Consider the following 26,534-nt stretch of genomic DNA (forward strand, 5'->3'; position numbering starts at 1 on the left):
GTAAAGGTAATTAACCAGCAATCACGGGAAGTTCAGCACGGTGCCAAGCTTCGAAACCGCCATCTACACTATATACCTCTTCAAAGCCTTGGTTCACTAAATATTGTGCAGCACCTTGGCTGCTAATACCGTGGTAACACATCACCAAGATAGGTTGTTCGAACTCAACCTCATCCATGAACGACACCATAGTATCGTTGGTAAGGTGGTAGGCTGTTTTTGAGTGCGCAACCGCAAAAGACTGCGGGTCACGTATATCGACAAGTCGAGCATCACCTTGTTCAATGAGGGCTTGAGCGCCTTTAACGTCGATATGTTTAAACTGGTCCATGACTTTCTCTTTTTATACTGATTTACTTTGCTGCCATTGTAACCTATCCCAAGGCTAACAATCACATCCACTTAATAAGGTTATCCACCAGCGATCACTTTTACACCATTTGTGGATAAATCTGTGAATTGCGTGAATAAAGTGCCTTTTGGAAAATAGATCCACAACATGTAGTAATGATCCTGATCTAACTGTGGGTTAACTAAAACATATCCCCACTCGAAAAACCCGTTCAAAGCCTTACTACACCCTGCTTTTAGACAGCTGACGAATAAACTTCTCACAGAGTTATCCACAAAATCATTTTGCAAATTCCGATCGCAAAACTTGAGAAATCGATCCAAAACAAAAAGGCCGAGATCTCTCGATCTCGGCCTTTTCAAAATTCAGTTATTTGCTAGCTACTATTTAGATACCAAATATGATTAGAAACTAAATGCTATTAGAAATCACCAACAGCTTGTTTCAGTTTCTTCATCGCATTCTTTTCTAATTGGCGAACACGCTCTGCAGAAATGCTGTAGGTATCCGCTAAGTCTTGTAGCGTTGCTTTGTTGTCATCTAACCAACGTGAGCGAACAATGTGTTGGCTACGCTCGTCTAAGCTTGCTAGTGCTAGCCCTAGGCGATTGTTGGTGTGTGACTCCCAGTTAGCCGCTTCAACCGTTTCAGCAACGTCTGATGCTTTGTCTTCTAGGTAGTAAACTGGAGCAGTGTAAGCAGAACCGCCGTCGTCGTCGTCCATAGGCGCTTCAAACGTCGCGTCTTGTGCCGCTAAGCGAGATTCCATTTCACGAACTTCTGAAGGCTCAACACCTAGCTCACGAGCAACCGTCTCAACTTCGCCGTTGTTAAACCAACCTAAACGCTTTTTAGACTTACGAAGGTTAAAGAACAGTTTACGCTGTGCCTTAGTTGTCGCAATTTTAACAATGCGCCAGTTACGCAGCACGTATTCATGGATTTCAGCTTTGATCCAGTGAACTGCGAAAGAAACCAATCGAACACCAACTTCTGGGTTGAAGCGCTTAACAGCCTTCATCAAGCCGATGTTACCTTCTTGGACGAGATCAGCCATTGGCAGCCCGTAGCCAGAGTAGCCTCTTGCAACGTGCACCACGAATCGTAAGTGAGAAAGGATCAAGCCTTTCGCAGCGTCGATCTCACCTTTGTAATGTAATCGCTCTGCAAGTCCACGTTCCTCTTCAGGCGTCAGCATTGGGTAGCTGTTCGCTGAGCGGATATAGCTATCTAAACTATCTTGTGTGACTAAAGCCATTTGATACGCTTGGTTTGCCATTCGGTTCCTCATCAATCTCTGATCTGGAGTAATACATCTATTAAAACCCGACAATCTTGAACCTAAAATGAACAGGTTTCAAGGAGGGGGAAGTAATTATGCATAATCAATTCGTCTATACAAGGCAAAAACTGGTTAAGAAGTGCCTATTTTTCGTCTAAATATGACTCTATTCACCTAAACTGGTTCAATTTCTTTTAGGTGACGCTGTGCAGAAAGCTTCGCAGCCACACTACCAAGCAGGGTTCCGACGATCAAAAGCAGTAAAGATTCATCCCAGCTCAGGCCAATTAAGCGGAAGTGGCTGTCATACAGCTGAGCCAAGTCATCCACTGCACTGTTCAGTAATACGGTAATCAATGCCGTCATTACCCAAGCGCTAATCGAACCTAAAACACCAAACCACATCCCAGCATAAAGGTATGGGCGAAGTATGTAGCTGTCGGTCGCACCAATCAGCTTCATGGTTTGAATCTCTTCTTTATGCGCCAATACATTAAATCGTAATGTATTGCCGATAATTAAAAATACTGCGCCTAGCATTAATACCGTTAAGGTAATCACGATGACGGCTGCTAGCGCTTTGATAGCGTCTAACCTGGCTAACCAGTCTTCATCTAGGCGAACGTCGGTCACTAATTCTTGTTTTTTAACAGTACCAGCGAGTTCTTTAATTTGAGTATCTCTGTGTACGCTTGGCGTAATCACCAGCACACCAGGCAGTGAATAGTCATCTAGGATAGTTAGGGCATCTTCGAAACCAGAATACTGGCTGAGATCGGCAAGTCCTTGCTGCGGTGAAATGTATTCCACCAGCTCAACTTGCTCCCAACTTTCAATTTCATCCTTGAGCACCATTACTCTAGGCTCAGGAATGCCATCCTCTACATAAGCACTAATTTGTGACGGGCTTGTGACATCTTGCGCCACTTCACCCACGTTTTTGCCCAATAGGTACAAACACGCAGGCATCGCCAACGCCATTGAGATCACCGCAAGGGTCAGCAAATTACCTAGCGGGCGCTGCCACATCTGCGAGAACGATGACTTAGCTTGTTTCCAATGCACAACAAAGAAGCCATCACTTGAAGCGCGGCTTGCTGCTCGATTAGATTGAGGTTTCTTGATGCGCTTATTAGCGGCCATAATCTTCAACCTCACTCAAAAAGCCTTGGTTTAATTCAAGATGACGATATTGAGGGCGAGTGTTCACTAACCCGATATCGTGCGTCGCTAGGATGATCGTCACACCGGCACGGTTAAACTCTTCAAACAGTCGCAGCACACGGTTAGATAGTTCAGGGTCTAGGTTACCCGTTGGCTCATCCGCTAAAAGTAGAGTTGGACGGTTTACCACGGCGCGAGCAATACCCACGCGTTGCTGTTCACCACCAGAAAGCTGACTTGGTAAACAACGAGCTTTGTCGAGTAAGCCAGTTTTATCCAACGCAGCACTCACTCGGCGCTTTATTTCATTTTCAGAAATAGATTCAATACGCATAGGCAGAGCAACGTTATCGAAGATCGAACGATCCATCAGCAGGCGATGGTCTTGAAAAACAATCCCAATATTACGGCGTAAAAACGGGATGTCTTTGGCTGGGATACGTGTGATGTCGTGATCGTTGAACCAGACGCGTCCATCGGTTGGACGCTCTATCGCGCAGATCAACTTCAGCAAGGTACTTTTACCAGCACCGGAGTGCCCGCCTAAAAATGCCATCTCTCCACGTTTGAGGTGAAAGTCCACTTTTTGGAGCGCTTGGCGTCCGCCTCGGTAGGCTTTACTCACTTGCTGAAATTTGATCACCGAAAATTCCTCTTACGATCACTAATATCAAATTTAAAACGGTAGCAGGTTAAGGATAAACCACTTTGCTACTCGCGTTACTCTTCGCGGCTAAATAGCGCTTCAATAAAGTCTTTTGACTCAAATGGACGCAAGTCGTCAATGCCTTCACCAACACCAATGTAACGAATTGGAATCTGGAACTGGTCTGCAATTGAGAAAATCACACCACCTTTCGCCGTACCATCAAGTTTAGTTAGCGTAATACCCGTTACCGGTGCAACTTCACTGAATAGTTTTGCTTGGCTGATAGCGTTCTGACCAGTACCAGCATCAAGCGTTAGCATGATTTCGTGTGGTGCAGAGTCATCAATCTTCTTCATTACGCGAACAATCTTACGTAACTCTTCCATTAGGTTGCTCTTGTTCTGCAAACGACCGGCAGTATCGGCAATCACTACGTCAACGCCACGTGCTTTCGCCGCTTCAATTGCATCGTAGATAACTGACGCACTGTCCGCACCTGTGTGCTGAGCGATAACAGGTACATCGTTACGCTGACCCCAAACCTGAAGTTGTTCAACAGCTGCTGCACGGAAGGTATCACCCGCCGCTAGCATCACTTTCTTGCCTTCATTTTGGAATTGTTTCGCCAGCTTACCGATAGTGGTTGTCTTACCCACACCGTTCACGCCAACCATTAAGATAACGTAAGGTGTTTTAGTCGTATCAACAACTAATGGCTGTTCCACTTGGCTTAGGATGTCCGCCATCTCATCTTTGAGCAGACCATAAAGTGCTTCACCGTCTTTTAGGTCATTGCGAGATGCTTTTTCTGTCAAGTTTTCAATGATCTTCACTGTGGTATTCATACCCACATCAGCGATCAGAAGCTGCTCTTCTAGCTCTTCAAACAGGTCTTCATCGATTTGCTTGCCTTTGAACAAACCAAAGAAGCCAGCACCAATGTTTGCTTTAGTACGGCTTAGGCTGCGCTTAAGGCGAGCAAAGAAGCTTTCTGTTGGCTTCTCTTGTACTTCTTCAACCTTAGCTTGAGGAGCAACGACTTCTTCCTGTTCTGCTTCTGCTTCTGCTTCTGCTTCTGCTTCTGCTTCTGCTTCTGCTGGGACAGGTTGCTGTTCTTGTTGAGCCTCTTCAAGCGCTTGCTCTGATTCAGCAAGCTCAGATTCAACTGACTCAGCTTCAGTTGATTTAATTACTTCAGCTTCAGACGCGGCCTGTTCAGCCTCGACTTGTGATTCAACTTCAGTTTGATCTTCAACGTTTTCTACGTTCGCTTCATTCTGAGTCTTTGGGCTTTGTTCTTCTTCACCAAAACCAAGCCACGATAATAATCCGCGCTTCTTTTTTTCCGTCATCCGAGGAGTTTCCTAGATCTACTAATTAACTGTATTGACTTAATGCACGTCGACTCTTTGCTATTGTTATACAATACAAGCTTGTACAAACGAATAGTAAAGAAAAATGACAAAGCAGTGATAAGTTTGCTTTTAGCTTGATACACTTTGTCATTGCAAATTTATTTAATACTCGAACCAACTTAAATTGGGCTCGGTATAGTATCACTTTATTAGCGGTCAAAAAATCTATGGTAAGACGTCGCCAGCAAAACACATCACAAAAAAAGCCATCCGGTGGCTTTGTTCGAATTATTAGTGGCTCATGGAGAGGCAGAAAGCTACCTGTTCATGATTTAGAAGGCTTACGCCCAACCATTGACCGAGTAAAAGAGACCCTCTTTAACTGGGTGGCACAAGATATCCCAAATTCGACCTGCTTAGACGTATTCGCAGGTTCTGGTGGTTTAGGTTTTGAAGCAGCTTCTCGCCAAGCAAAAATGGTGACGCTGCTCGAAATGAATCAAAAGGCCGCCAAGCAGCTTTCTGATAATGCTAAAGAGCTCAAAGCGGACAACATCAATGTGGTGAATACTGATGCCATATCTTTCCTTAAGAAGCCAGGTACCCCTTACGATATGGTTTTCCTTGATCCACCATTTCGTAAAGGCTTGTTAGCAGAGACAGTACAACTGCTTGAGAGTAATGGCTGGCTTGCAGATGACGCCATCATTTACGTTGAGACAGAGAAAGAGCTGAAACTCGAAGCGATGCCAGAAAACTGGGAATTACATCGCGATAAGACCACCGGCCAGTCGAGCTACCGACTGTTTAATCGAATCACTGAAGAATAGGAGTTATTGAATGAAGTTCTTGCTTCCACTAGCAAAAACAGCCATCGCCTTTGTTTGGTTTATCTTAATCGCCAATATTTTCTACCCGTTCCCGGGTAATGCGGCGATTGCGCTTTATATCATGACCGCATTCTTGTTCTTCATGCACGGCCTGCAGATGCTGATCTTTATCGGTGCCTTCGGCGATAAGATCGAGATGTCACGTTGGGAGAAATGGTCAATCTTGATTTTCGGCGTCTTTGCCCTACTCGATATCCGTCGTAAGCACATGATGTAATCGAAATAAAAACCGAAGACACAAATACAAAAACGCCGCTCAGTAGAACGGCGTTTTTTTATTGAGTAATGATAGCAACACTAGCCCATGTAGCCCTTCACACCATCCAAGAACATTTGAGTCGATAGCATAACAAGTAACAAGCCCATCAAGCGCTCAATGGCTTTAAGCCCTCTCTCACCTAGTACTCGTAGGAAGAAGCCATTAAACATCAGGATAAAGAAGGTAGCGCCCCATGCCAGCATCACAGCCGCTGAAAGCTCTAACATGTTGTCTGGATGCTGTGTCGACAGCAGAATCAGTGCAGCAATCACTGACGGACCTGCAATCATAGGGATCGCCATCGGCACAATAAACGGCTCTTCACCAGCCGCTAGGCCAGTAATGCTGCCTGCGCTTGGGAAAATCATCTTAATCGCGATAATAAATAGAATAATACCACCAGAGATACTCAAGGTTTCAGGCTGTACGTGCAGGAAGTTCATGATGCTTTGACCGGCAAACAAGAACAGCAACAAGATAACCAGTGCGAACATCAGCTCACGAATCAGAACAATACGGCGACGCTTCGGGTCAATATGCTTAAGGATAGAGAGCACGATTGGCAGGTTGCCAAGCGGGTCCATGATAAGAAACAGCATGGTTGCTGCAGATAAGATTTCCATAAGTTTGTCTCGAAAAGCGTAAGTGCGCGGAGTATAGCAGCCTCAACATTGATTTTCGAACGCAGTGGTAAACGGGTTAACTTATGCTTGTAGAGTGGAAAGTTGTTAGAAGGAAAATTGGCAAAAGCAGATTGAAAGGTAATGAAAAGAGTGAATCCAAAACATGCACCCACTCTCTATTCACGAATAAAACAAGCCACTAAGAATTAGTGATTACACACACGTTCGCGGTTAGTGCAAAGCTTGTCATCGACAAAGACAACCTTTTCCATCTTCAAGAAAAACTTCAACAGGCTATCTAAATCCAGATCATTGAGCTTACAAGTATGGAAGCGAGCTTCTTCGCCATAGGTTTGAGCAAGCGCTAATGTCAGCTCTTCGCGAGTCAGTGGCTTTTCACTAAGCAGGTTTAAAACGTTGTGTGCGTGAATTTCAGTCGTCATAACTCAATCTCATATTTAATGAATTACATGTAGAGTACCGAGTTTTAGCAACGTCGTTTTGATGTAGCTCAGGCTTGAGAGAGCTCTACCCTAAATAGTAATCGATGCGACGATGAGTGCGTGTGCAAGAAAGTAACTACCCGTTACCCAAAAGTAAGCGCCCTTGATTGGGCTGCGGTAACTGTTTAGTGCATAGGCTAAGGCCGAAAGGAGCAGCACGCTACAACCGGCAAAACCGACCGCGTGTGATAACTGAGGATCCAGCAGCCAAACCTCACCAGAAGCCCATGCTAGCTGAATAAGCACAATGCCCATGATGACCACAGGAAAGACGAGTTTGTCTAAGCGTGGCAGCAGTAAAAAGAAAGCAACAATGCAGGCCGCTAATAACAGCGCGAACAACCACCAAACCATTTCTCCCGATAGTTGTAACCAAAAAGCTTTGCTGTAACAGAGTTGAGCCACTAAGAAGCAGACAAAATGCAGAGGACGTTTTTGAGTGAGAGTATGAAGCACATCTGCGATCGCAGAGATAGCCAACCCCGCGACTATCCAATAGGTAAAGTCAGCCACAACCGACTGAGTTAAAGCAATAGTCGCTAATAATACAAAGGTAAATACCTTATACGATAAGGCCTGACCGATATGTCCATGTTTCGTTCCTGCTATTGCTCCGATACCAGATAAGGAAACCGCTAACCAACTCCACATACCACTTGCCCTATTGCTTTAAATCGTCGCCAGTCTAGGCACACGAGTGTTGATGTAAAGCCTAAGCCTTTCAAAATTGGATCTTGATTACGCTTCCACTAAAAAGAGCCTCTTTCGGTTGAAGCCATGACAATTACGCGGAGATAACGATGATTCGTTTAAAACTAGAGCGATTCTTCGTTAAACCCATCGAAAAGCACCTTACAGTGCCCAGCTTTTCATTTTGGTTATTTCTAACCTAGCCAAATCGCTAAAACCCGTCAAAAACAGCCAAAAATAACATTTTAAAATTTGAAATCCTCACATTAAAAATCAATAAATACAATAATTTAAACATTAAAAATGAAAATTAAAAAGGAATTAAAAACCTCAAACATACCTAGCTTTGTAAAGTAAGTAACTTGCGTTATTTCAGCTCCTGTTTGTCAGAATTTTCCTAGCTCCTTGTCAAATCAGCCACCAAAAACAAGACAAAAATGCACAAACAAAACCAAATCTAACCCAGAAGCCACCAGCCCCCATTAATACAGTTTAACAACCTTTAACAATATAAACTACACATAACAACCATTATAAAACAGCAACTTAAATCAAATAAGAACAAACATGAATCACAACGAACAAAATAAGAACACACCAAAAAACACAGTTAAACACCCCCAAACAAGCCAATATCCAATAGTTTTCTACCACTTTTAAGGCTTTCGAAAGTAATTCTTGATCTAATCCTATAAGTGGGCTATTCTTTAAAACATAGCGAGAGACAACCAAATTTAGGAGTAGTGTTATGATTTCATCTTCGCAAAGACAAGGACTTGTAATGATCGCGGTAGTTGTAGGTCTAATGACACTACCGATGATGTACTAAGCAAGTTACAAATAAAAAAAGGGACGCCATGAGCGTCCCTTTTTTTGTTCAAATTTTTCACTTCGAAAACAGATGCAGTGTTAACACATCCCAGTTCGCATAGTAGAAACCCGCTGCGGCTAAAGTCATTGTCATCATCAATAAGATCGCAACACGCCAGATAAAACGACCGCTTCGTGGAGTCAGCTCCTTCTCACAATCGTTACACATCATGATGAATTTATGCTGGTCTTCCAACTGAGCGTCATGCTCATTCACTACCTTGTTACGACACGTTGCGATATAACGCAGCTTACTTACCATATCGTGCGGTAGCCTTTCTTCACAGCTTGTCACAAGCTCGTGCAATCCTTCGCCTTCAGCGTGATATTGAAGTCTCAATAATTTTTCTATATTGCGAGTTCTTGTCACCACTTTTTCAATGTCGGTCATCTTGGCCTCCCACTCCACACTATAATTCTAGTCGAGCATTTCCTTATTCTTATACAAAATCATCGCTATTTACGTGAGAAAGAGACAATAAATAACAATGCTTTATCCCAAACTGGCCATTAAATGTGATATCAGCCGAAAAATAATCAGCTTTGCTTACAGCAGTTCACGAATAGCGGCTTTAAACACATATCCCTATTGCCCGAAAGACTAGAATAACCATCACGACTACATGGAGGTTATATGCCTAACTCACTCTTTTTTGCCATCTTTGCACTCGCAGGTCTAGCGGCCTGGGGTTTTCTTGTTTTTTATCGAAAACATATGCAAGGCGAGAACGCACCAGAAAAGAAAGTGAACGTGACGGTATTAGATAAACAGTCCATCGACCTTCCTGACGCAGAACCCGGTCAAGAAGATCAAGAATACTGGATTTACGTTCAACGCGGTATGGTTGGTCCGAAACGAGAATTCCAAGTCGGAATCCACTATTTCCACGCACTTAATCCTGGCGATAAAGGAACCTTGACCTACCAAGGCGATAAGTTCTTACACTTTGCGTTGAAGCGCTAATCATAAGCCGCTTCAACGATTCATCAAAAGCGACCATCAGCGATAATAACTAATGGCTTTAGTATTAACGACTAAGGCAATAACCAGCGCGTTTTCTCAGATTTAGAGACCATCCAGCTCATCCACAGCGCGCCAGCACCACTGATCACAATCCACAATGGGATAACCCACGCAGGATGTCCTTGGTACCAACCAAACTCTTTCATTGGCCACAAGAAGATAGGATGCAGCAGGTAGATACCTAAGCTGTGCTTACTGATAAAGCCTACCACTTGGTTACCTTTCTCAGATAATCCTTCTCCGTAGTAACGACACAGCATAAACACCATGCTAGCTGCTAATACGGTATTCAGCGTCTTGTATGATAACCAACGGCCAACCGTGTACTCCTCGGCGATTAAACTCGCATCAACCACCATGTAAACTGTGGTTAACAACGCCAGCGCACCGAGCCCTGCACTCACCCCAACGGTGAACTTGTTAAGCGGCACCTTCTTGTACAACAGGTAGCCCAGTGGCAAGTAGCCTGTGTAAAGCCATAACTCATGACTCCACGGGCCATCAATTCTCAGTAAGAACAGTAACGTCGTGAACAACCACACCGCTGTGAAGCCATAGACTGCTTTGTCGCCATACTTTCTGACCATGATCTGTAAAAAAGGAATCACAAAGTAGAGCGGGATAAAGTAATAGAAGAAACCAAGGTGGTAGTAGGTGTAGTGATGATAACTATTGAGTAACACATCCCAGCTGACGTCGGCATCAAAGCCCATCGCAGACCAGCCAGATAGATAGGTATAGAAAAGCGACCAGACGATGAAAGGTATCAATACCTTGCCTAAGCGTCGCTTGAGGTAGTATTTAGCATCAAATGGGCGCTGATCGCTTAGCATCAAGGCGCCGGTTATCAGTATAAAGACAGGCACCGCCCAGCGGCTGAAGCCATTGACGGTGATTGCTGTTAACCATTCGCCGAAAGGAATCGTTCCTAGCTCATTGCGATAAGGCGCCAAAACATGAATCGCGATAACCGCTACGGCCGCGACACATCGTGCTAAATCAAAAAAGAGAATTCGCTGCTTCATGTAAATGCCTGATTAATATTCAATCATTCTACTATAGCAATAAAAAAGCTGACCGGAATAAATACCAAGTCAGCTTATTGTTAAAGGAGAAGCATATCGCGAATTAATCTTATACGAATGAGCAGTTGCAACTTTCGCCCTTACGAATGAGACCTATGCGGCAGATGTTTGCGGCACCTTAGGTAAACGCAGAGAGATCACCGTTGTGATTGCTAAGAATGCGAACGATACCCACAAACATGCAGGCAAGCCGCCCATTTGGAATACTAAGCCTGACAAGATTGTGCCAATCAAGCGACCCATTGCATTCGCCATGTAATAGAAGCCAACATCAAGCGACACACCATCGCCTTTCGCGTAACTCACAATCAGGTACGAGTGAAGGGATGAGTTCACCGCGAAGATGGCACCAAACACCATCAAGCCACCAATGATCACTAACTCTGGTTGCCAACCTATTTGCACCGCATAAGCGATAGCACCTGTAACGATAGCCAGAGCACCCGCCCATAATAACGCTGCATGACCGTCTGGAACCTTGCCTTGTGCCTTACCCGTAATCTTAGGTGCAATGCCCTGTACGAAGCCGTAAGCGATGGTCCAAGCCGCTAGGAAGCCACCAACCCATGAATGGTCCCAACCAAATACGCTGCCCAGATAGATTGGCAGAGCAATCACAAACCACACGTCACGAGCACCAAACAGGAACATACGCGCCGCAGACAGGATGTTGATGGATTCAGATTTAGAGAAGATCTGTTTGAACTTAGACTTGGTCTTCGCCTTACCCATGTCCGCTTCTAAGCTCAGCACACTGCCAATAAAGACCAAGGTCAACACGGCTGCCATCGCAAGCACTGCATATTGGAAGCCAATCGTCGAAAGCAACAAGCCGCCAATAAAGAAGCCAGCACCTTTAAGCGCATTCTTAGATCCGGTCAGAATCGCAATCCACTTATACAAGGCACCTTGTTGTTCATCCGGTACCAAGGTTTTGATTGAGCTCTTAGCACTCATCTTATTGAGGTCTTTAGCGATACCAGACAGTGCCTGCGCAGCCATCACCCAAGGGATAGTCAACATGGCCGATGGCAGTGCCAGCATGCCTAAGGCGAAGACTTGCATCCCTAAGCCGATGTTCATGGTCTTATTGAGACCAAGACGCGCGCCCAACCAACCACCGATTAGGTTAGTCACCACACCAAAGAATTCATAGAAAAGGAACAGTGAGGCGATCTCTAACGAACTGTAGCCAAGGTCGTAAAAATACAGGACCACCAGCATACGAAGTGCACCATCAGTAATGGTGAAATTCCAGTAGTTGAAAGTCACCAACATGTATTGGCGAACGCTCTTACTTAGATTTGAAAACATAACGCTATCTCTGCAATCTAAACAAAAAGAGCTTTTAGATCATAGGTGTCCAAAAGCTCTAATTCTTACTTTCCACTTAACTTATACTCAAAATAATTGGAGTTGCAGCTAGGCAACAAGCAAGTTCAGCCCTATGAGCATAGGTGTTCTATGTGATTAGGGCGGCCGGCGCTCCGGTGAACTTGCGCAGTTAACAACGCTGCAGGTTCAAGTATGAAGAGCTACGCAGAAGCTACGCCGTTGATATACTCAACCTGAATAGGTTTAGTAAAAGCACCTGGACGAAGCGCCTGAACTTCTTGAACAATCTTGCTCAGATCCCAACTCTTCTCTAGCAGTAGGTGTGCAGCCAGTAAGCCAGTACGACCAGAACCGCCCATGCAGTGCATCGCTACCTTACCGCCGTTATCGACAACTTGGTGTAGCGCAGGGCTCGCTGCTTGCCATTTCGCAGCAAAATCAGCACCTGGTGCACAATCGTCTTCAATTTCGATTTGGAACCACTGCATGCCTAGTGCTTGCGCTTTCTCACCTAGCTCAGAAACATTCTTGCTCGCCAGTTCTTCACTGTCTAAAGCCGTCACAATCGCTTCTACGCCTTGCGCTTTAAGTTGAGCTAGAGATGCGTCTAGGTCAGCTTCTTTGGTACCTGGGCACGGAGTAAGCACTAACGCACCAGTTTCTAAATCTAGTTGCCATGTTGGATGTGTCATTATGTAATCTCTTAAATTCTTATAGAACCAATACTCAAAATAATTGGAGTTGCAGCTAGGCAACAAGTAAGTTCAGCCCTATGAGCATAGGGGCTCTATGTGATTAGGGTGAACTTACGTAGTTAACAACGCTGCAGCTTCAAGTATGAAGAGTATTATGCCAAACCAACGGTACGTACTAGCTCTGCTGTACGTGTCGCGTAGCCCATCTCGTTATCGTACCAAGCGTAGATCTTAACCATGCGCTTACCTACCAACATAGTTGATAGTGCATCTACGATAGTTGAGCGTTGGTCGCCTTTGTAATCGATAGAAACCAGTGGACGCTCTTCAAAGCCAAGAATGCCTTTCAGTTCGTTCTCAGACGCTTCTTTCAGCATCGCGTTAACTTCTTCTGCTGTTGTATCTTGCTTCACTTCGAAGATGATGTCAGTCAGAGAAGCATTCGCTAGTGGTACACGAACCGCGTGGCCGTTGATACGGTTTTCAAGCTCAGGGAAGATCTCAACAATCGCTTTAGCACTGCCCGTTGTTGTAGGGATAAGGCTCATGCCACATGCACGTGCGCGGCGTAAGTCTTTGTGGGGCGCATCTAGGATAGTTTGCGTGTTGGTTAGGTCGTGAATTGTAGTGAAAGACGCATTCTCGATACCAAGCTTCTCGTTGATCACTTTAACCACTGGCGCGATACAGTTTGTTGTACAAGACGCGGCGGTTACGATTTTGTGCACTGCTGGGTCGAAGATGTTGTCGTTCACACCAACAACGATGTTTGCGATGCCTTCTTCTTTCACTGGCGCTGATACCACAACACGCTTCACGCCCTGCTCTAGGTATTTGTTTAGGAAAGATGTCTTACGGTGAACACCTGTCGCTTCGATAACCACATCACAACCAGACCAATCGATCGCGTCAATGTCGCGCTCTTTGGTGGTTTTGATGCGTTGGCCGTTGATGATCATCTCATCGCCTTCAACCGAAACTTCGTGGTTCCAACGACCTTGTACTGAATCGAACTCTAAAAGGTGCGCCAGCGTCGCAGTGTCGCCAGCAACATCATTAATTTGTACAAACTCTAGCTCAGCCCAATCGAATGCTGCGCGAAGTGCTAGACGGCCGATACGGCCAAAACCATTGATACCTACTTTCACTGTCATCGTATTTTCTCTCAGTTAATTGCCTTCATATTTGAAGCCGCAGCGTTGTTGACTACGTTCACTTACCCTAATCACATAGAACCACTATGCTCATAGGGATAAGCTCACTTGTCGCCTAGCTGCAACTCCAACTATTTCGGCAATAAGTTTTAATGTATTTAAACGCAACATTGAGGGCGTGAAGCTATCGCTTCTAGGCGCTCAATGTCGTGTTGATATTCAGTTTTCAAACAGTTCGATGCGATAAGGTCATCAATTAACTTTAGCATCCAACCCGGTAAATCTTGTGACAGGCGGTAAAACACCCACTGTCCTTGGCGAACGTCAGTCAAAATGCCGTTTGAGCGTAACTGCGCAAGGTGACGAGAAACCTTTGGCTGACTTTCTTGTAATGCCTGAGTCAACTCACCAACAGAAAGGCACTCTTGGCGCACAATCAACATTAAGCAACGCACTCGCGTTTCATCAGACAGTAATTTAAAAAATTGGTGAGGAAGCATAACTACATACTCATATATGGATATACGTATATATTAGTTATAAAAAAACGCACGTCAAGGCGTGCGTTTCAATTGTCATAAAAGTTTAACGAAAGGAAATCAGAGCTGATTAGTCACGGTATGGCTCCAACGTCGAGCTTCGGTGAGCTCCGTTCTTACCTGTTCCACACTTAAACCTAAGTCGGCACAGTGTTCATCAATCTGCTGCCAGTCAGCGTGTTCAAAGCTCTCTTCAAGTGCTAACAAGGTGCCATAAGGCCCTTCTCTGCGCAGCAAAGCGACCTTAATGCTCTTACACAGTGGTAATTGCTCTACGAGGTTCTCTAGTGACAGGTCGAGCAAAGCATCAAGCAAGGAGAACAAACCGATCATAAAGGCTTGCTCAGTGTGCCCTTCAAACGCTTGATAACGAGACATGCGCTGACAAAATTGCGCTCGCTGTAAAGACAAGCCATACAACTCTTTCGGCTTTTTATCAGAGACATAAGAGGCCACCGCCAAAGAGACAAACATTTTCAGCTTCTCTTGCCCCAGATAAACCAAGGCTTGACGAAATGACGAGATAGTTACCTCAAGACGAGGCGACATGGTGTTTACAAAGCGCAGTAGCTTGTAGGACAGAGCAACATCCTTCGCGACGATGCTTTCGACACGTTGGAAGTCGACATCCGGCTTGCACACTTCTTGGAACAGCTCCATGGCAATCACTTGCTCAGGGCTGATGTACTTGGTCTTGATGATTTCCGGTTTACTAAAGAAGTAGCCTTGGAAGAACTTAAAGCCCGCCTCTTTGGCTTGCTGAAATTCTTGTTCAGTTTCGACTCGTTCAGCAAGAAAGCTAAATTTCTTTCCCTGATGCGCCCTAACCAAATCACACGCCTCATCTAAGCCCATCTGCATGATATCGAGCTTAACAATGTGTGTATATCTGAGGAAACGTTCCCATTCTGGTGTCGAAGTAAAGTCATCTAGGGCAATCATGTAGCCCGCTTGGTAGAGCTCTTTAACGGCTTCTAATAACTCATCGGTCGGTTGGCAGGTTTCAAGGATCTCAACCACCACCTTGTCTTTCGGCAAGCTCAAAGGCAGCCGACGAATCAGGCTTTGATACGGGAAGTTAATAAAGCAGCGTGAAGATGGGATCGAAGGGTTAAGCCCGACCGACAAGAAGTTCTCAACAATCAGACGATACGTTGCTCTGTTAGACTCAATATGCGCTGGATAAGCATTCCTTTCTCCGTCACGAAACAACAGCTCATAACCAAGCGTGTTCTTGTTACGATTTAAGATCGGTTGTCGAGCAACGTACGTAGCGGTCATTTATTGATAACTCTAATTGGTTTAACTATAACTCTATTGCTTTCACTAAGCTTTGGCGGCAGCCAGCAACGCGCCGCAGCCCATGAACATACCACCAAATATCTTATTTATCTTACCCATTATACGATCTGAGCGGATAAAGCGTCCCATTTGTGAAGCTAATGACGTGTAACCCAACATAACAACGCTATCAATGAATACGGTTGTCACGCCCAGCACTAACAGTTGCGGTGCTTGCGGTTGTGTCGGGTCGATAAACTGAGGAAACAGAGCCACCAAAAACACGATAGATTTTGGATTAGTTAGGTTGATAAGCACAGCATTTCTCAGCAGTTTGCCACTCGATAACGTTGAGCTCTCTTCAGAAGCCACTAAGCTAGAGTTGTCACGCCACTTTTGGATACCCAACCAAAGTAGATATACCACGCCCACCCATTTGATGATGGTGAACGCCAATGCAGATTGCGCTACTAATGCACCAATGCCCGCTCCCACCAGCATGATGTGAAATGCAAGGCCTAGTTGTAAGCCTGCGATCGACGCAAGTGACTTCTTAGTGCCATAGCTTAGGCCATTACTGATTGAATTAACGGTACCTGAGCCCGGAGCCAAACTAAACAAAATCGCCGTGACGACATAAGCAAGCCAAACATGAGTATCCATTTGCATTTCCTTACTAGTTCTTTAATCTAACAACATTAGTAGCGATAAAGCTCTCACATGCACCAGTTCAGGTAATTTCCCATGGAAAACCACAGCGCCGCCCCGTTTTCGTACACGCAAGAACCTCAGTTCGAGCAAGCGATTAAACACCCGATCCCCACTCTTTGGCAACAACGAAAAGATGGGTATGTAACATCATCCGGTAAAAAGAAGCTGTACTGGTGTAGCCTAACCTCACCGACTCATACCAAAGCCATAGTTATTTCAAATGGCCGCATCGAGTGCTGCCTAAAATACCAAGAACTCTTTTATGATTTCTATCAACAAGGCTATGACGTTTATTCATTTGACCACCAAGGTCAAGGTCAGTCGGAACGTATGGTAACAGACTCTGACATTGGTCACATTCACGAGTTCGATGATTATGCATCAGACATGTCTGACATCATTGCTAGTTTTGACTTAAGTAAGTATTCCGAGCGTTACCTTCTTGCACATTCAATGGGCAGTACCATCGCGACTCGCTACCTACAGACTCATCCTGACCACCCGTTTGATAAGGTAACCCTGTGTGCACCGATGTTTGGCATTAACACTGAATGGTACCTAAAACCTATCGCGATGGTTATTGGACAAGTGCTGACCGCGTATCACGCTAAACCAACTTATGCGCCAGGCCAACAAGCGTATTACTCAAAGCCTTTCGAAAACAACTTACTGAGCCACAGCAAGGTTCGCTATCAGTGGTTCCGCCGTTTGTATGACGAGTCACCCTCTTTGCAAGTGGGCGGACCAAGTACGCGCTGGGTGTGGCAAGGGTTAATGGCAGCCAAGCAAGCCATCCAGCAAACTCGCCAAATCAAAATCCCACTGCTTTTGATTCAAGCGGGGGAAGAGAAGATTGTGAGTAACGATGCTCAAGTGAAGTTCATCAACAAGCTGAAGAAAACCAACTCGGATTGCCAGTTTAAGGTCATCGAAGGGTCTAGGCATGAGGTGTTGTTTGAGAAGGATGAGTATCGTAATCCAACATTGGATGCTATTACTCAGTTTTTTGCTTAGCGTTAGCGTGGTAACAAGAAAAGTAACGGACACAAGAAAGAGGCGCTAAAGAGGAAGAGAAGTAAGTGAGCTTTGCCCTCTTTTCTTGCGTGAATTTGGCATACAATTTCTAGATAGAGATATTGTATTTCAAAGGGCGCTAGCATTGGCTGGTGTCGATATTGGTTAAGCATTTTGCAATGAGGGTTAAATGACTATTCCTGCACTTAAAGATTCCGTGAAAATCGTTGCCTCTGATTTAGATGGTACGCTTCTGGCTCCCAACCATCAGTTAAGCGATTTTACCAAGCTGACACTCAAGAAGTTACACGACCAAGGTTACACCTTTATCTTCGCGACGGGTCGCCACCATGTCGATGTTGCGGGTATTCGTGAGATAGCTGGGATTCCGGCATACATGATCACTTCAAACGGTGCGCGCGTGCACGACCAAAGTGATCAGCTAATGTATAGCCAGAACGTGCCTCAGGATTTAGTTCAGCCTGTTATTGATGTGGTTCGCCAAGATCCAAACATCTTCATTCACATGTACCAAAATGAAGATTGGTTGTTGGATCGTGAAGATGAAATGCTGGCTAAGTTCCACAGTGAATCTGGCTTTAGCTACAAGCGCTTTGAAGCTGACAACGCGCCGAGTGATGGCATTGCGAAAGTCTTCTTCACACACCCAGAACAAGACCATGAATACCTAGTGACGTTTGAACAAAAGCTAAGAGATACGTTTGGCGACAAACTGAACATCGCTTTCTCTACGCCTTGGTGTCTAGAAGTGATGGCAGCAGAAGTATCGAAAGGCCACGCGTTAGATGCTGTTGCGAAGTCACTGAACCTGACTCTTGATAACTGCATTGCCTTTGGTGATGGTATGAATGATGCTGAGATGCTGGCTATGGCGGGTAAGGGCCTGATCATGGGCACATCACATGAGAAAGTGATGAAAGCTCTGCCAGATAATGAAGTGATTGGCAGCAACGCAGACGACGCCGTTGCACACTACTTAGAAAAACACCTACTCTAAGCAGTCCCAATAAAACATAAAGGCAGCCAATGGCTGCCTTTTTTGAACCTTACGCCAAAAGCTTTCTCTAAGGTTAGCGAGAACCGAGTACTTCTTTGCTTAAGATGGCCTGCCACTCCAGCTCTGTAACTGGCATGATGGACAAGCGATTACCGCGTTTCACCAATGGCATTTCTGATAGCTCTGGCATGGCTTTCAATGTTGCTAAGGGAATCAAACGCTCAGTCACTCTTACAAACTCGACATCCACCATGATCCAACGAGGATTATCAGGTGAAGATTTAGGGTCGTAGTAATCACTCTCTGGATCGAATTGAAAATGATCTGGATAGGCTTCTCTGGTTACTTTCGCGATCCCCGCTACGCCAACTTTTTTACATGATGAATGGTATATCATCACCAAGTCTCCAAGCTTGACGTCATCACGCATCATATTTCGAGCCTGATAGTTGCGTACACCCTCCCAACAAGAGGTTTTTTGTACTCTAAGAGTCTGAATAGAAAAGGTGTCGGGTTCTGTTTTAAATAACCAATATGCCATAATAAATCCAATTAACGGTTGCTCCGAGGAAGATATAACATGAAGGTAATGAAAAACCCAGTGACATGGCTAGTCGCATTCGCGCTACAAGGTTGTGTAACGGCGCCAGATACGCCGCAACAACCTGAAGTTCCACCAGCAACCTTGGATGAGCCACTGAGCATTCAACCGCAAACCTTCATCATGCGTGGTCAGGTTGTGGTTGGCCATGAGAGCCGAACCTTCACCCCTTGCGGTAGCCAACAACAATATTGGTTAGACTTATCGCCAGAGTTAGCACTCGAGGCTCAAGGCTTAGCGACCAGACCTTATCAAGCCTTGTATGGTGAGCTCATTGGTCACCTAACGGTACCAAGCCAAACTGGATACAATGCCGACTTCACCGCACGCTTCGTGGTTGACCAAGTCAATATCCTCACTGCCGAGAATCCTGATCGTTGTGACCAACCCTTGCGTTCTACTCGTGTGTTCGGTAATGAACCCTTCTGGTCAGCGACCTTTGATAAAGACCAACTCAAATACACCAAGATGGGCGAAGAGCCTCAGCGCCTCAATATCGAATCCAGTCGCACCACTCCAAGCACTCGTGATTACCAACTAGAAGGTCAATCAGCGCAAGGCGAACTCAACCTGATCAAAGAAAGCTGTAGCGATGGCATGAGCGACTCTATCTATGGATGGGAAGCGAAACTCAACCTTAATGACAGCAAGTACAGCGGCTGTGCAACTGTATCTAACCAAGATCCTACGCTGGACTGGAGCGGACTCTACTTCGCAAGCTCAACACAAAACTCTGGGTTCTCTATCAACCTAGAGCTCAACGATGACCACAGCGCGATCACGACCTACTCATACAGCAATGGCGACCCTTCGATTGTTGAACAAGGCTTCTGGCAGCAACTCAACCAAAATCAGGTTCAAGTTGTGATGACTCGCCACCAGCAGCAATACCTGATCTCAGAGCGTATCTTCACACTCGATAACGGTAAGCTGGTCGCAGAGAAAGAAAAGGTCGGTAACGTTGTCTATCCAATTGCCAATGGCGGTCTGGTGCTATTTGAGGCCAAGAGTGAACAGGCACAAGTAAACACGACCACGGCCGTGGATCTAACCGCAAAGCAGGTTAACTCGAGTGATCAACTTGATCCAAAAGTCGACCAAGCGATCCGCGAGTATTTTAAGATCAACAACAGCTCACCAGACGATACTAAGTACCGTTGGCTGACCTACGATCTCAACGGTGATGGAAAAGAAGAGCTGTTTGCTCAACTCGACTGGTGTGGTTCTGGTGGCTGTACACTGCTTATCTTTGAAAACCATCAAGACAACTGGCGCTTCAATAGTCGAGTAACATTGGTTAAAGGCGATGTACGCTTAGGTAAGTCGCAAAATCATGGTTGGCAGGATCTTATCTTCAATGTCAGTGGCGGCGGAGCAACACCTGCAAAACATGTACTGTCTTACACTGGTGTGAGCTACCCACTCAACCCAAGCGTCGCACCGGTTGCAGATGATGCAGACATCAGTGACGTAATTCTATTTGCTGATGGTATCTCACCAGTACAAAGCGGAGTTAAGCTGTAAACATGAGTAACCAACAAGCTTGCAGTGGTTGTGGCTTCACTCACCAGTGTATTTGTCATCGAATACCGAGTACCGAAAGCCAAACCCATGTTGTGTTGCTCACTCACGAGAATGAATTGTTACGCGACACCAATACAGGAAAGCTACTACAACAATCGCTTGAGAATTGCGAGTCGTACGTATGGCAAAGAAAAACGCCACCAGCCGAATTGATGACATTTCTTGAAGATGAAACACGACAGCCTTTTCTGTTGTTCCCAAGCGATGAAAGCATGGAATGTCAGCAAGCAGTATTGAACAAAGCTAATGACCGAGAACCGTTATTCATTATCTTGGATGGCACATGGCAAGAAGCGAAGAAGATGCTCAACAAGAGCCCGTGGCTACAATCCATTCCACAGGTTCATCTCGATATTGCCAGCGAATCTTCGTATACATTGCGCCGTAACCAAGACAGTGGTCATCTATGCACCTGTGAGGTCGGTGTCGAACTACTCAAAGCATTAGGTGAAGAGGAGCCCGCGAGATTGATTAACGATTACTATCAGCACTATCTCAAGGTATTTCAAGCCGACAAGAGTGGTCACGCGCTCAAATAGTGAAGTACATGTACTTGCGATAAATAGCGGCAATAAAAAGGGTGAGCCATAAGCTCACCCTTTTTATATCTAAATTTAATCCATTGCACAGGCTAGTGTTTCACGTGAAACGATCGACTACATAACCCATCCCATCAAAATAGGCGCTTGGGTTCACCAAAATAATAGCCTTGCAGGTAATCTACACCCATATCCTCTGCGATTCGACATATTTGCTCGTTATGAACAAACTCCGCCACCGTCTTAGCATTCAGAATCTGACATAAACTCACTAACTGTTGGGCTATCTTTCGCTGCTTCTTATCTTGGTCGATATTTCGAATCAGGCTGCCATCTAATTTGATCACTTGTGGCTCTAACTTCAATATCTCATCAATGTTCGAATAACCTGAACCGAAGTCATCAACAATAATATTCACGCCAAGGTCACGGAAATGGTTACACACCTCAATCAAGCGACCGTAGTCTTGAATTTGCTCCGTTTCCAAAACCTCTAAACCAATGCGCTGAGGGTGACTGATTTGCTTGATCGCTTGCTCAAGATGAAGAATGGTTTTCTCATTGTTGAAATCTTGGGGTGCCAAGTTGATTGAGAACGAATCGGTTCGCTGACTCATAAAATCAAAGGTACGCGTTATCATCTGGCGGCTTAAGCGAGTATAGAGATGAGTCCCTTCAATGATGGGTAAGAACTTACCCGGAGCAATCAACTGACCGTCTTCTTCGATTCGAACCAAGCATTCGTAGCTCTCTACCTGATGACTGTGTGCCGATACTATTGGCTGAGAACACGCGACAATGTTTTGATTGAGTACTGCACGGCTGACGCACGACAACCAACCCAGCTGTTCTTGGCGATGTTTTTCTAGTTGAATGAGCGTCTTGGCACTCACTAAATGTTTGTTCTGACTCACCGCACTGCGACGCGCTTCAATCGCCTTCAGCAATAAGTCATCTATCGAGGTATCAGGGAAATCTCGACGACTCGCAACACCCGCACAGATAGACACCGACAGATAATCAATATCAGGTAATCCGGTAGGTTCGAAATTCACATGCTCGGTTTGATCAGCAAATTCAGAGAAGCGTTGGTGAATATGTTCTTGGCTTGCCCAACTATCAAACACCACCGCCCACTCACCAATACCGATGCTATAAAGCTGACACCCTTTATCAAAGAACTGCCACAAAGCTTTTTGAAAGTACTCGCTCAAATCATGCAGCAGTTTGTCACCGACGCGATAGCCATACTTCTCATTGATCTGACCAAATGTCGTCACCTTCAAAGCCAACAAGTGACTATCCGCACTCATCTTCGATAACTTCTCTCGCAATACACTTCGATTGGGTAAACCAGTACGGCGGTCAATTCGATAGCTTGCTGTTAATGCAGTAGCTTGTTGTTGAATCTTGCTGGCCATGCTGTTGTTCATGTCATCGACATCCAGCAAAGCATTACGAATCAGTGAAAACAAAGGAGAGATATTGGTCGCGGGTTGTGTCTCTAATGGTTGCACAGCCTTGCCTTCGCCTTCTCTGAGCGCGAGATACGTCAAGCTATGGTGCAAAATTCGTTGTTGGTCACTCTCTTGGAAGAGCTCTCCCATGCAGTACACGCCATAGGTGTCGGCCAGTTTCTGGAAAACCTCCACCTCTTGGTTGCCATCAATAAAATCGATGCGAGAAGTGCAGTTATAGATGAAGAACTGCTCTGGCTTATGAGAAGCAATCTGTTGAACGCCAAGTCGAATTTGTTCCAAGGTCAGCGAAGGATGGTCATAACAGAATCGAACCTCTTCACCCACCTGGAACTGACCGCTGAATTCTATGTCTCCACACTCCAGTACCTTAAGTGGTAAATGAATATTCTGCACTTTGGGGTCACCGACCATTAAGGGAAAGTTATGCAATTGCTCAAAAGGCACTTCGAGGCCATCGGCCAAATAACGGTTATAGAGATCGCGAACCGGCATACCATCCAATTCCGCTAATCGGTTACCTTGAGCACCTGTGACTCGAAAGGTTCGGCCAATTGGATTCCACTCAGTGTAATAACCCTGGGTAATGGCCAGTTCAACGCTGTGTAGCGCCACCATCACATAAGCATTTTCATAGCAGATACCATCAAGCATCACCCACCGGCCATTATCTGTAATGGTCGATGCGCCGCCACAGATAGGCAATGAATATCTCGATTGCTCAAATGCGGCAAACAGTGCTCGGTCATTTATCTGCAAGCGATCAGCAAAGCAGATGACGCTTTGCGTATTCTCGTGACATTCAAGTTGCTGCCACATCGCTTGGCTATCAGCTTGTGGTTGTTCGCTGTATTCGACAACGCCACAGGTGTAAGACGTCGCCTCAAAGCGAGTGATAATAAGGTAGAGACCTCGATGGAGAATGACACCTTGGCTGATGTAATGGTTAGCACTACAACCAATCAGTTTGGCATTAGGGAAAGTCGATTGAATCACTTGGCAGGCAGCCAAAACCGCACCTTTCTCGAAAGACGAAAACACCTGAATCAGTAGCTTTTCATGTTGATGAAAGTCTATCTTTTCCAATTCACGTTGGGTTTGTTCTATGTCTTGTATCAGGAGAGAGGTCGACTGCATATTCACATTAATCGTTGCGTTAATGATTTGTTATTGTGCTTATTATAGATAAGGCTTGCACGGAATATTTACGATCGTCTTACGAATAATGTGAGGTTAGTTAGACATCATTCACTCCACTGAAAATCAGTCATTAATAACGGCTGAGCGCTTTTATAACCAATGGCTTTCGAATACTGAAAGCTTTAACAACTAAAACAGTCGCTTAGGCTCACCAAAGTAATAACCTTGCAGGTAATCGACACCCATCTGCTCTGCTATCTCACACACCTGCTGGTTGTGGACAAACTCAGCAACCGTTTTGGCGTTAAACACTTGGCACAAGCGCACCAACTGAGAAGCGATATTTCTCTGCTTTTGGTCTTTATCGATATTACGAATCAAGCTGCCATCGAGCTTAATTATCTGCGGTTCAAGCTTAATAATCTCATCGATATTGGAATAGCCAGAACCGAAGTCATCCACAATGATTCTCGCACCTAATGCTCGAAAGTGATCACATACCTCAATCATACGACCATAATCTTTAATCTGCTCGGACTCGAGTACCTCAAGACCCAGTCGAGTGGGATCGTTCATCCCACTAATTGCAGTCTCAAGAACTTCGAGCGTCTTATCGCTCAGTAAATCTTGTGGTGATAGGTTGATGGAAAACGAGCTCTGCTTATCTGCCATGTAACCTATGGTGTTCTTAATCATGTGTCGGCTAAGACGAGTGTAGAGATGCGTGTCGGCAATCATGGGTAGGAACTTACCTGGCGGCACAATCGTCCCGTCTGACTCCATGATTCTGACCAAGCACTCTTGGCCAATCATTTCATGGGTTCCCGATGCCACGATAGGTTGAGAGTAAGTGATGATGTTCTGATCTAAGATCGCGCGACTTACACAACTCAGCCAACCGAGTTGCTCTTTACGATCTTCTTCACTCACTTGGATGTCTTTAGCATTGGTGATGTGGGTATTATTTCGCACCCCATAGCGTCGAGCTTCAATCGCTTTCAGTAAGATCTCATCACCGCTGTCGGTTAAGAAATCACAGCGACTGGCAAAACCACCGCACAATGAAACCGACAGGTAATCAATATCGGTTAAGCCATACGGCTCAAAGTTAATGTGTTCGATGTCATCCGCAAACTCAACGAAGCGCTCTTTTATCTTAGAGCTATCAACACTTGCGTTAAAGATGATCGCCCACTCACCAACACCAATACTGAACAGCTCTACTTTGACCTTAGACTCTTTAACTACACGAAGCTGTAATCGCTCGATAAAGTGATTAGACAGGTCGAGCAGTAACTGATCTCCCACTTGATAACCATACTTCTCGTTAACCTGATGGAAGTTAGTTAGCTTTAAGGTCAACAGATGCTCACTGAACAGAATCGTATTGAGGCGCTCTTTCAATACGATTCGATTCGGTAGCCCAGTACGGGAGTCAATACGGTAGCTCTCGGTTAAACGGCGAGCTTGTTGATGGAGTTTATTTTCCATCTGAGTATTCATGCTATCGAGATCAGCCACAGCATTTCTTACGAGATTGAGCAGTGGTGATACCGTGGAGTCACATTTAAAATCTTCGCAACGAAATTCATTAATCTCGTCCGATTCTCTCATCGCAATGTAAGTGAGACTGTGGTGCAAGATATCTTGGCGATCTTCATTGCGGTATAGCTCACCCATGCAGTAAGCACCGCACGTGTTCACAATCCCTTCAAATGGTTTCAGCTCGACCTTACTGTCGATGAACTCAAGGCGAGAGACACAGTTATAAATGATCACAGATTCAGGCTGATGCATAGCAAGCATCTCAGCGCCATGACGCACTTTTTCAGCAGTCAAAGAGGGATGGTTATAGCAAAACTGCGCCTCTTCTCCGATTTGCCAAGGGCTATCAAACTCAATACTGCCGTCATCATTAATACGAAGAGGTGTCGAGATACCCTTCTTTCGACCAAGTTCTCGATACAGCGGGAAGCTCATCAGCTGGCTGAAAGGGAGATCTTTGCCATCGGCGAGGTAATGTTTGAACACCTCAATCGCAGGCTTGTCGTTGAGCGCATACAGGCGATTCCCCACAGCATGAGTCACACGCAGCTTCATCCCAATAGGGTTCCACTCCGAATACGCATCTGACCACACCTTCAACCTCGGGTTAGTCAAAGCCACCGCAACACAAGCATGTTGGTAGGTTTGATCGTTATGCATAACCCAACGACCATACTCGTTCTCATGACACAGTCCACCAGCCACAGGTAACGCATAAGGCAAGTTTTCGAAGGCGCTATAGATAGGATAATCACGACCTTCAACCTGATCGCACAGGCTGATAACCGTTTTAGTATCTTTTGTTAGGCCTAGCTGAGAAGCAAGCGCTTGGCTGTCTTGATTTGGGTTGCCCGTAAAAGGCTGAACCGCTGAGGTTAAATGGGTTTCGTTGAACTCACTGATGATGACTAAAGTACAGGCACTCTCAAGGCAGTTATCGCAGATAACATGACGAGCACTCTGACCAATTAACGTCGCACTGTTTAGACGATTAAGGGCAACATTCGCGATTCGACGAGCTATATCAGAGGATTGAGCGGAGAAAATTTGAATAAGGTACTGTTTGCTGTCACACCACTCTCGCAGATCAAATTGAGATTTAAATAACTCCTCAGTATTTGCGAGAAATGTAAATGTTTGCATGCCAACCCTTG

Annotated in this window: 26 protein-coding genes; 7 read left to right on the plus strand and 19 right to left on the minus strand. The window is 45.2% G+C overall.

Annotated elements, in window-relative coordinates:
* Positions 1 to 10 precede the first annotated feature (10 nt).
* The 5 genes from glpE to ftsY all read right to left on the minus strand — a co-directional run bounded on the left by glpE (position 11) and on the right by ftsY (position 4,799).
* Positions 11 to 331 carry a thiosulfate sulfurtransferase GlpE gene (glpE, locus tag FLM53_RS07280; RefSeq protein ID WP_076651411.1) on the minus strand — a complete coding sequence of 107 codons (321 nt, stop codon included), beginning with the start codon at positions 329 to 331 and terminating at the stop codon, positions 11 to 13.
* Positions 332 to 773: 442 nt separating this feature from the next.
* Positions 774 to 1,631, minus strand: a complete 858-nt coding sequence (gene rpoH / locus FLM53_RS07285) for an RNA polymerase sigma factor RpoH (RefSeq protein WP_017055518.1) — start codon at positions 1,629 to 1,631, stop codon at positions 774 to 776.
* Positions 1,632 to 1,808: 177 nt separating this feature from the next.
* Positions 1,809 to 2,777 (minus strand): permease-like cell division protein FtsX, encoded by a 969-nt coding sequence (ftsX, locus tag FLM53_RS07290; RefSeq protein ID WP_176680584.1) that lies wholly within the window; start codon positions 2,775 to 2,777, stop codon positions 1,809 to 1,811.
* Positions 2,767 to 3,441 carry a cell division ATP-binding protein FtsE gene (ftsE, locus tag FLM53_RS07295; protein WP_004740528.1) on the minus strand — a complete coding sequence of 225 codons (675 nt, stop codon included), beginning with the start codon at positions 3,439 to 3,441 and terminating at the stop codon, positions 2,767 to 2,769. Before ftsE ends, ftsX begins: the two co-directional genes overlap by 11 nt.
* A 77-nt stretch (positions 3,442 to 3,518) precedes the next feature.
* The gene (gene ftsY / locus FLM53_RS07300) at positions 3,519 to 4,799 is read right to left on the minus strand and encodes a signal recognition particle-docking protein FtsY (protein ID WP_176680585.1); all 1,281 of its coding nucleotides are present in this window, start codon (positions 4,797 to 4,799) and stop codon (positions 3,519 to 3,521) included.
* 230 nt (positions 4,800 to 5,029) lie between these two features.
* On the opposite strand from ftsY, the gene rsmD reads away from it, so the two are divergent.
* Both rsmD and FLM53_RS07310 read left to right on the plus strand, forming a co-directional pair.
* Positions 5,030 to 5,632 carry a 16S rRNA (guanine(966)-N(2))-methyltransferase RsmD gene (gene rsmD, locus FLM53_RS07305; RefSeq protein WP_176680586.1) on the plus strand — a complete coding sequence of 201 codons (603 nt, stop codon included), beginning with the start codon at positions 5,030 to 5,032 and terminating at the stop codon, positions 5,630 to 5,632.
* 10 nt (positions 5,633 to 5,642) lie between these two features.
* A complete protein-coding gene (locus FLM53_RS07310) occupies positions 5,643 to 5,909 on the plus strand; it encodes a DUF1145 domain-containing protein (RefSeq protein ID WP_176680587.1) in 267 nt (88 codons plus the stop codon).
* Between the two features lie 80 nt (positions 5,910 to 5,989).
* Here the strand turns inward: FLM53_RS07310 and FLM53_RS07315 are convergent, their stop codons facing one another.
* The 4 genes from FLM53_RS07315 to FLM53_RS07330 form a co-directional block, all read right to left on the minus strand.
* Positions 5,990 to 6,574, minus strand: a complete 585-nt coding sequence (locus tag FLM53_RS07315; protein ID WP_017061035.1) for a YhgN family NAAT transporter — start codon at positions 6,572 to 6,574, stop codon at positions 5,990 to 5,992.
* A 206-nt stretch (positions 6,575 to 6,780) separates the two neighbouring features.
* Entirely contained in the window at positions 6,781 to 7,017 is a 237-nt protein-coding gene (locus FLM53_RS07320; protein ID WP_176680588.1) for a YecH family metal-binding protein, read from the minus strand.
* 90 nt (positions 7,018 to 7,107) lie between these two features.
* Positions 7,108 to 7,728 (minus strand): lysoplasmalogenase, encoded by a 621-nt coding sequence (locus tag FLM53_RS07325; protein WP_137002209.1) that lies wholly within the window; start codon positions 7,726 to 7,728, stop codon positions 7,108 to 7,110.
* A gap of 925 nt (positions 7,729 to 8,653) precedes the next feature.
* Complete coding sequence (locus FLM53_RS07330; protein WP_176680589.1) at positions 8,654 to 9,028, minus strand: DUF4145 domain-containing protein; 375 nt, start codon at positions 9,026 to 9,028, stop codon at positions 8,654 to 8,656.
* A 243-nt stretch (positions 9,029 to 9,271) separates the two neighbouring features.
* Between FLM53_RS07330 and FLM53_RS07335 the strand changes: the two genes are divergently transcribed.
* A complete protein-coding gene (locus FLM53_RS07335) occupies positions 9,272 to 9,601 on the plus strand; it encodes a DUF2500 domain-containing protein (RefSeq protein WP_132764908.1) in 330 nt (109 codons plus the stop codon).
* A gap of 71 nt (positions 9,602 to 9,672) precedes the next feature.
* On the opposite strand, the gene FLM53_RS07340 is transcribed toward FLM53_RS07335, so the two are convergent.
* The 7 genes from FLM53_RS07340 to rhtB all read right to left on the minus strand — a co-directional run bounded on the left by FLM53_RS07340 (position 9,673) and on the right by rhtB (position 16,413).
* On the minus strand, positions 9,673 to 10,686 hold the full coding sequence (locus FLM53_RS07340) for an acyltransferase (RefSeq protein ID WP_137002210.1): 1,014 nt from the start codon (positions 10,684 to 10,686) through the stop codon (positions 9,673 to 9,675).
* Between the two features lie 153 nt (positions 10,687 to 10,839).
* A complete protein-coding gene (gene arsJ, locus FLM53_RS07345; protein WP_176680590.1) occupies positions 10,840 to 12,060 on the minus strand; it encodes an organoarsenical effux MFS transporter ArsJ in 1,221 nt (406 codons plus the stop codon).
* 221 nt (positions 12,061 to 12,281) lie between these two features.
* On the minus strand, positions 12,282 to 12,773 hold the full coding sequence (locus tag FLM53_RS07350) for a cyclin-dependent kinase inhibitor 3 family protein (protein ID WP_017633155.1): 492 nt from the start codon (positions 12,771 to 12,773) through the stop codon (positions 12,282 to 12,284).
* Between the two features lie 155 nt (positions 12,774 to 12,928).
* The gene (locus FLM53_RS07355; protein ID WP_060468838.1) at positions 12,929 to 13,930 is read right to left on the minus strand and encodes an ArsJ-associated glyceraldehyde-3-phosphate dehydrogenase; all 1,002 of its coding nucleotides are present in this window, start codon (positions 13,928 to 13,930) and stop codon (positions 12,929 to 12,931) included.
* 158 nt (positions 13,931 to 14,088) lie between these two features.
* Positions 14,089 to 14,430, minus strand: coding sequence for a metalloregulator ArsR/SmtB family transcription factor (locus tag FLM53_RS07360; protein WP_176680591.1), 342 nt, complete (start codon positions 14,428 to 14,430; stop codon positions 14,089 to 14,091).
* A gap of 99 nt (positions 14,431 to 14,529) precedes the next feature.
* Positions 14,530 to 15,750 carry an EAL and HDOD domain-containing protein gene (locus tag FLM53_RS07365; protein ID WP_132764891.1) on the minus strand — a complete coding sequence of 407 codons (1,221 nt, stop codon included), beginning with the start codon at positions 15,748 to 15,750 and terminating at the stop codon, positions 14,530 to 14,532.
* A 45-nt stretch (positions 15,751 to 15,795) separates the two neighbouring features.
* A complete protein-coding gene (rhtB, locus tag FLM53_RS07370) occupies positions 15,796 to 16,413 on the minus strand; it encodes a homoserine/homoserine lactone efflux protein (protein ID WP_123312060.1) in 618 nt (205 codons plus the stop codon).
* A gap of 81 nt (positions 16,414 to 16,494) precedes the next feature.
* Here rhtB and FLM53_RS07375 point away from each other — a divergent pair, with 81 nt between their 5' ends.
* Together FLM53_RS07375 and FLM53_RS07380 are read left to right on the plus strand one after the other, a co-directional pair.
* On the plus strand, positions 16,495 to 17,475 hold the full coding sequence (locus FLM53_RS07375) for an alpha/beta fold hydrolase (protein ID WP_176680592.1): 981 nt from the start codon (positions 16,495 to 16,497) through the stop codon (positions 17,473 to 17,475).
* 190 nt (positions 17,476 to 17,665) lie between these two features.
* Complete coding sequence (locus tag FLM53_RS07380) at positions 17,666 to 18,493, plus strand: Cof-type HAD-IIB family hydrolase (protein WP_176680593.1); 828 nt, start codon at positions 17,666 to 17,668, stop codon at positions 18,491 to 18,493.
* 73 nt (positions 18,494 to 18,566) lie between these two features.
* Here the strand turns inward: FLM53_RS07380 and FLM53_RS07385 are convergent, their stop codons facing one another.
* On the minus strand, positions 18,567 to 19,034 hold the full coding sequence (locus FLM53_RS07385) for an EVE domain-containing protein (protein WP_176680594.1): 468 nt from the start codon (positions 19,032 to 19,034) through the stop codon (positions 18,567 to 18,569).
* A gap of 39 nt (positions 19,035 to 19,073) precedes the next feature.
* On the opposite strand from FLM53_RS07385, the gene FLM53_RS07390 reads away from it, so the two are divergent.
* Together FLM53_RS07390 and FLM53_RS07395 are read left to right on the plus strand one after the other, a co-directional pair.
* Positions 19,074 to 20,618, plus strand: a complete 1,545-nt coding sequence (locus tag FLM53_RS07390) for a COG3650 family protein (protein ID WP_176680595.1) — start codon at positions 19,074 to 19,076, stop codon at positions 20,616 to 20,618.
* A gap of 2 nt (positions 20,619 to 20,620) precedes the next feature.
* On the plus strand, positions 20,621 to 21,217 hold the full coding sequence (locus FLM53_RS07395; protein WP_176680596.1) for a tRNA-uridine aminocarboxypropyltransferase: 597 nt from the start codon (positions 20,621 to 20,623) through the stop codon (positions 21,215 to 21,217).
* 134 nt (positions 21,218 to 21,351) lie between these two features.
* Here the strand turns inward: FLM53_RS07395 and FLM53_RS07400 are convergent, their stop codons facing one another.
* Positions 21,352 to 23,832 carry an EAL domain-containing protein gene (locus tag FLM53_RS07400; protein WP_176680597.1) on the minus strand — a complete coding sequence of 827 codons (2,481 nt, stop codon included), beginning with the start codon at positions 23,830 to 23,832 and terminating at the stop codon, positions 21,352 to 21,354.
* Between the two features lie 192 nt (positions 23,833 to 24,024).
* Positions 24,025 to 26,523: an EAL domain-containing protein gene (locus FLM53_RS07405; RefSeq protein WP_176680598.1), complete on the minus strand. Its 2,499-nt coding sequence runs from the start codon at positions 26,521 to 26,523 to the stop codon at positions 24,025 to 24,027.
* Positions 26,524 to 26,534 lie beyond the last annotated feature (11 nt).

It is taken from the genome of Vibrio sp. Scap24, assembly GCF_013394185.1.
Classification (GTDB): Bacteria; Pseudomonadota; Gammaproteobacteria; order Enterobacterales; family Vibrionaceae; genus Vibrio; species Vibrio pomeroyi.